Here is a 5,610-nt window from a genome sequence, read left to right as displayed (position 1 = left end):
GCCATGACGATTTTTTTACCCAATCGATTAAGAGCATCGCCAAGACCTACCGTCGTCGTCGTTTTACCTTCACCTGCCGGCGTCGGGTTGATCGCACTGACGAGAACGAGCTTGCCGTTCGGGCGGTCTTGTACTCTACGCCATGTATCGAGAGACAACTTAGCCTTATATTTACCATAAAGTTCGAGTTCATCAGCAGGAATAGCCAACTGTTCAGCTACTTCTGTGATCGGTTTCATTTGGGCCTCTTGAGCAATTTCAACATCAGATTTCATTGGTAAAACCTCCTATAAATAAAGCTTATTTTATTTGTAACTCGGCCGCAAATACGGTGTTTTGCATCAGCATCGCGATCGTCAAAAGTCCGACCCCGCCCGGTACAGGCGTGATCGCACCTGCGATCGGTGCTACCTTATCAAAATCCACATCTCCGACGAGTTTTTTGTTTTCCAAACGGTTGATACCGACATCAATAACGACGGCACCCTTTTTCACCATATCCGCCGTAACGAAATACGGTCTGCCGACAGCTGCAACGAGGATATCGGCTTGGCGCGTGATCTCTGCCAAGTTCTCCGTACGAGAATGACATACCGTCACCGTCGCATTGCGCGACAAGAGAAGCTGTGCCATCGGTTTGCCGACGATATTGCTTCTGCCGATGATAACGGCATGCTTGCCTGCGATCTCAATACCTGCCATCTCGAGCATACGAATACAGCCATGCGGTGTACAAGGCACGAGTGCATCCTTGCCGATCGACAAGTTGCCGACATTGATCGGATGAAATCCGTCAACATCTTTCAAAGGACTGATTGCTTCGAGGATCTCTGCTTCTGCCGAGCGCATATGTTTCGGAAGCGGAAGCTGTACGAGGATACCGTGTATCTTCGCATCATTATTCAAACGATGGATCTCTGCCAGAAGGGTTTCTTTGTCTGTATCTTCGGGCATACGAATGACTTCGGAATAAATACCCGTTTCATGGCAACCTTTTTCTTTGTTGGCTACATAGACCTTAGAAGCAGGGTCTTCCCCAACAATGATAACAGCAAGCCCCGGTGTTATACCATACTCGGCCTGAAGCTGTTCTACTTTTTGCTTCGCTTCTTCTTTCAGCTGTGCGGCAAAAACCTTACCCGATAAAAGAGTTGTTTCCATCGCTGACCCTCCTATTGATATAAGCTGACAATGGTAAAAAGAGCAAGACAAATACCGACCAAACCGTTACGCATAAAATATTTTTGCGTAACCTGCGACAAGTCGTGCGGTTTGACGATCATGTTCTGATAGATCAGAACCGTTGCCGCCATCAATACACCGAGATAATACATGCCGCCGAGTTCCAAGAGCATACCGACAAGCAAGAACGAAATGATACAGATAACGTGCATGATCTTCGTCAAGCGAAGCGAGCCTGCTACACCAAATCGTTCAGGCATCGAATGAAGCCCATGTTCTTTGTCGAATTTTACATCCTGCGCCGCATATACAGCATCAAATCCTGCGATCCATACGCCTTGCGCCAGACCCAAGAGAAGGATCGGGAGCGTAATATCACCGCGGATAGCCATCCACGCACCGATCGGTGCGACTGCAAGCGACAACCCAAGAACGAGATGACATGTCCAAGAGAAACGCTTCATATACGGATAGATGCAGAACGGGGCGATCGCAAGCGGAGCCAGTTTGATACATACGGGGTGGAGCTGCGCAGCCGCATAAAAGAATATAAGGAGCGTTACGATAATGAGTATAACAGCTTCTTTCGGTTTTACAGCACCCGTTACCATCGGGCGTTTCGTAAAACGCGGATGGATCTTATCATATTTGAGATCAATTAAGTTATTGAGTGCCAATGCCGCACTGCGTGCGCCGACCATAGCGACTGTGATCCAAAAGAGGTCGTGCATCGTCGGTATTCCGTCCGCCGCCAAAAATGCGCCCATAAACGCAAACGGCAACGCGAATATCGAGTGCGACAAAGCTATGTTTTGCAAATGTGCTTTTATCTTATTCAAGGCCAAGATCCTTCCATTTCAAGTCAACCATTTTTTTGATATCATCCGACATGACGATCTCATCCGGCCATTCTCTCGTATGACCTTCGGACGGCCACGTTTTCGTTGCGTCGATACCGATTTTGGTACCCCAGTTCGGTGTCGGCGAAGAATGGTCGAGTACATCGAGCGGACCGTCTACCATGACAATGTCACGACGAGCGTCGATATTGTTGAATACGCGCCACCAAACTTCGTTTTCGTCTTGTACATTGACATGCGAATCTACGATAATGATCATCTTCGTAAACATCATCTGTCCCATGCCCCAGATCGCGTGCATAACTTTTTTCGCCTGCTGCGGATACGTTTTCTTAATAGAAACCATTGCACAGTTGTGGAATACGCCTGTGAGCGGCAAATTGATGTCGCAGATCTCGGGAATCTGCTCCTGAAGGAACGGAAGGAAGATACGTTCCGTTGCTTTTGCGATATAGCAATCTTCCATCGGCGGTTTACCAACGATCGTCGAAGGATAGATCGGGTTTTTGCGGTGCGTGATACACGTGATATGGAATACCGGATAATCATCAGCAAGCGAGTAGTAACCAGTATGGTCACCGAACGGACCTTCGCGACGAAGTTCGTCAAGTTTGACATACCCTTCGAGGATGATCTCGGAATGTGCAGGTACTTCTACGTCGACCGTTACGCATTTGACCATCTCAACTGCTTTTTCGCGGAGAAGCCCTGCGAATACCATCTCGTCAACGTCGCGCGGAAGCGGAGCTGTTGCCGCGTACGTCAAGACAGGGTCGCCACCGATAGCAACTGCTACTTCGATACGATCTTTGCCAAGCTCTTTGTGTGCACGGAAGTTTTCTGCACCGTTTTTGTGGATATGCCAGTGCATACCTGTCGTCTGTCCGTCATAGACCTGCAAACGATACATACCGACGTTACGTTTACCCGTTTTCGGATTTTTCGTGAATACGAGCGGAAGCGTGATAAAACGGCCGCCGTCATCCGGCCAGCATTTCAAGATCGGGAATTTTTCAATATCCGGACGATCTTTGATGATAACTTCCTGACACGGTGCTTTTTTTACATATTTCGGGAAATTGATCGCTTTTTTCGCCTGCGGAATAATTTTTACCAAATCAAGCTTGTTTTGTACCGATATGTACGGAAGACGCAAGATTTCGCGAATACGGTTCGCGATATCATCTACTTCATTGACGCCGAGTGCGATAGCCATACGTTCCATGCTGCCGAACGCGTTCATCAAAACAGGCATATCATAGCCTTTTACATTTTCGAACAACAAAGCAACATTTTTATTACCTTCCATTTTCGAAACACGGTCCGTGATCTCCGTGATCTCCAATTCGCAGTCAACTTGAGTGCGGATGCGTTTCAACAAACCGCGTCTTTCCAATGCTGCGATAAATTCTCTCATGTCTGTAAAAGCCAAAATGATTCCCCTTCCTCAATCTATTTTTTTAGGAAAACTTGTACGATCATAATACTGCACTCATACAAAAGCAGCATCGGGATCGCAATCATACACTGTGAAAAAATATCGGGTGTCGGCGAAATGACCGCCCCCACCACAAATGCGCCCACGATAACATATTTACGTTTTTCTTTCAGAAAAGCCGAAGTCAAAAAACCCAGCTTCGCCAATACTAATACGATCATCGGGAGTTCGAACACGAATCCGAACGGCAATACGAACGCGATCACGAACGACAAATAATGTCCGATCGAGAACATCGGAAGTAAACTGTCGGTCGAAAATCCCATAAAAAACTTAACAGCCGTCGGGAAGACCAAAAAATATGAAAATGCCAGACCGATAAAAAATAGCACTACCGATGCAGGCACAATGATATCAAACGTTTTTTTCTCCCTATTCGTCAATGCAGGCACAACGAATGCCCAAAATTGGTGCATCAAAACAGGAATACTGATTAAAAATCCTGCACATACAGATACTTTCAAATACGTGAAAAACGCTTCGGCAGGATTCATATAATAAAGTTTACCGGCTTCTTTCGTCAAAAAACCGACCATCTCTTCTGCATAAAAATAGCAACATCCGCTTGCGATCATCACCGTTACGATCGATATGATCAATCGACGACGAAGTTCCTCCAGATGATCGACAGCCGCCATCTCCTCATCGTGATCTTCTTGCTCCGACGGAAGATTAGATGGAGTTTCTGCCATCTACTTTCCCTCGCTTTCCTTATTCACCGAATCGATCGTTTCTTTTACTTCTGCTTTAACATCTATATAATCTTGTTTAATAGGCTCTGCTTCCTTATTCGCCGCACGTTTGAACTCCTGCAGGCTCTTACCGAGCGACTTGCCAAGTTCAGGAAGTTTGCCCGGACCGAATACAACAAGCGCAATAACCAAGATCAAAATCAATTCAGGCATGCTAAAATGAAACATTTTTTAAAACCTCCAATAAATCTCCTATTCTACTATTATACTAGCAGGCGACAAAAAAAACAATCGTCTGACAGCCCTGCTACAAAATTCCCTTCCGATAATCCTATATTATGAGAACAACTTACCCAATTGAAAAAGAACTGCCACAAGTCCTGCGGCAATAAGCGGACCGACTGCAAGTCCGTGGAAGAAACACACACCAATGATCGTACCGACAATAAGTGCCGTCACGATCTGCGGCGTATCCTGCATAAGAGGAAGACCTTGTGCCGCCGCATACGCAACGAATATCCCAACGAGCATTGCAACAACGCCTTCTACCGAGCCGACAAGAGCAACAATATCCTTCATTCCGATACGACCTGTCGCGATCGGGACAAGCACTCCCATCGTGATCATCGTGATACCGATATGAAGTCCGTGCGCTTCAATATAAGGAAACAATGCATCTCCTCCGACCAACTTCAACAGTAAAAGTGCCGTTACCGCGATCGAAACACTCGGATTATTTCCCAATACTGCAAACATTAAAACAATTAAGAGCGGTGCATATTCCCAATTCATATAGTATTCCTCCTTTAAGCAGGCAATTATTATATATCACGTCATCACAATAAAACGACTTATAACATCTTGTTTATGGTATATATTATTTCCTTTATTCTAACATAATCTATCGTTCGTGTAATGATTCCGCCTGCAGTATCTTGTATTCTTTTCATACACAACTTGAACGAAACGGCCTTCGTTTTATTGGAAACCCTTTTCGTCTTATCCGAACAGCCTTACTATTTATTAAAACAGCTTCGACTTACCTGGAACAGCCTTCGGCAACTCAACTTGCCTGACCTGTATGAAACAGAAAAACGGCAATCTTCATTGCCGTTTAGCTGATGCATTCCATCTTATTTTGCGTTGTCTTCTTGCTTCTCTTCTTTTTTTGTTTCAGCAAGAACAGCCGTATCTTCTGCTTTTTTCTCACTATTTGTTTCTTGTTTGAACTCTTTCAAACTTTTACCAAGCGATTTGCCGATCTCGGGCAATTTTTTCGGTCCAAACACGATAAGTACAATGACCAATACTAATATCAATTCAGTCATTCCCATATGAAACATACTGCAATTCCTCACTTTTATATAATCCGTTTTCT

8 protein-coding genes are annotated in these 5,610 nt (G+C 45.2%); all 8 read right to left on the bottom strand.

What is annotated here, in order from left to right; translation table 11 throughout:
- On the bottom strand, window positions 1-275 hold a 275-nt coding region (locus IJN28_03945; protein MBQ6712929.1), incomplete at its 3' end, for a formate--tetrahydrofolate ligase.
- A 25-nt stretch (window positions 276-300) separates the two neighbouring features.
- A complete protein-coding gene (gene folD, locus IJN28_03940; GenBank protein ID MBQ6712928.1) occupies window positions 301-1,161 on the bottom strand; it encodes a bifunctional methylenetetrahydrofolate dehydrogenase/methenyltetrahydrofolate cyclohydrolase FolD in 861 nt (286 codons plus the stop codon).
- Window positions 1,162-1,172: 11 nt separating this feature from the next.
- On the bottom strand, window positions 1,173-2,021 hold the full coding sequence (locus tag IJN28_03935) for a UbiA family prenyltransferase (GenBank protein ID MBQ6712927.1): 849 nt from the start codon (window positions 2,019-2,021) through the stop codon (window positions 1,173-1,175).
- Window positions 2,014-3,474, bottom strand: coding sequence for a menaquinone biosynthesis decarboxylase (locus tag IJN28_03930; protein ID MBQ6712926.1), 1,461 nt, complete (start codon window positions 3,472-3,474; stop codon window positions 2,014-2,016). Before IJN28_03930 ends, IJN28_03935 begins: the two co-directional genes overlap by 8 nt.
- 20 nt (window positions 3,475-3,494) lie before the next feature.
- Window positions 3,495-4,232 carry a twin-arginine translocase subunit TatC gene (tatC, locus tag IJN28_03925; protein ID MBQ6712925.1) on the bottom strand — a complete coding sequence of 246 codons (738 nt, stop codon included), beginning with the start codon at window positions 4,230-4,232 and terminating at the stop codon, window positions 3,495-3,497.
- The gene (locus IJN28_03920; GenBank protein ID MBQ6712924.1) at window positions 4,233-4,460 is read right to left on the bottom strand and encodes a twin-arginine translocase TatA/TatE family subunit; all 228 of its coding nucleotides are present in this window, start codon (window positions 4,458-4,460) and stop codon (window positions 4,233-4,235) included. It abuts the gene before it with no gap.
- 108 nt (window positions 4,461-4,568) lie between these two features.
- Entirely contained in the window at window positions 4,569-5,024 is a 456-nt protein-coding gene (locus tag IJN28_03915) for a DUF441 domain-containing protein (protein MBQ6712923.1), read from the bottom strand.
- A gap of 341 nt (window positions 5,025-5,365) precedes the next feature.
- Window positions 5,366-5,575, bottom strand: a complete 210-nt coding sequence (tatA, locus tag IJN28_03910) for a twin-arginine translocase TatA/TatE family subunit (protein ID MBQ6712922.1) — start codon at window positions 5,573-5,575, stop codon at window positions 5,366-5,368.
- Window positions 5,576-5,610 lie beyond the last annotated feature (35 nt).

It is taken from the genome of Selenomonadales bacterium, assembly GCA_017442105.1.
Taxonomy (GTDB): Bacteria; Bacillota; Negativicutes; order RGIG982; family RGIG982; genus RGIG982.
This window is presented reverse-complemented; position numbering and strand designations above follow the sequence as displayed.

Bases quoted from the DNA above. Each gene is read 5' to 3' on its own strand.
- folD (MBQ6712928.1), bottom strand. From the start codon at position 1,161: ATGGAAACAACTCTTTTATCGGGTAAGGTTTTTGCCGCACAGCTGAAA.
- tatC (MBQ6712925.1), bottom strand. From the start codon at position 4,232: ATGGCAGAAACTCCATCTAATCTTCCGTCGGAGCAAGAAGATCACGAT.
- IJN28_03920 (MBQ6712924.1), bottom strand. From the start codon at position 4,460: ATGTTTCATTTTAGCATGCCTGAATTGATTTTGATCTTGGTTATTGCG.
- IJN28_03915 (MBQ6712923.1), bottom strand. From the start codon at position 5,024: ATGAATTGGGAATATGCACCGCTCTTAATTGTTTTAATGTTTGCAGTA.
- tatA (MBQ6712922.1), bottom strand. From the start codon at position 5,575: ATGTTTCATATGGGAATGACTGAATTGATATTAGTATTGGTCATTGTA.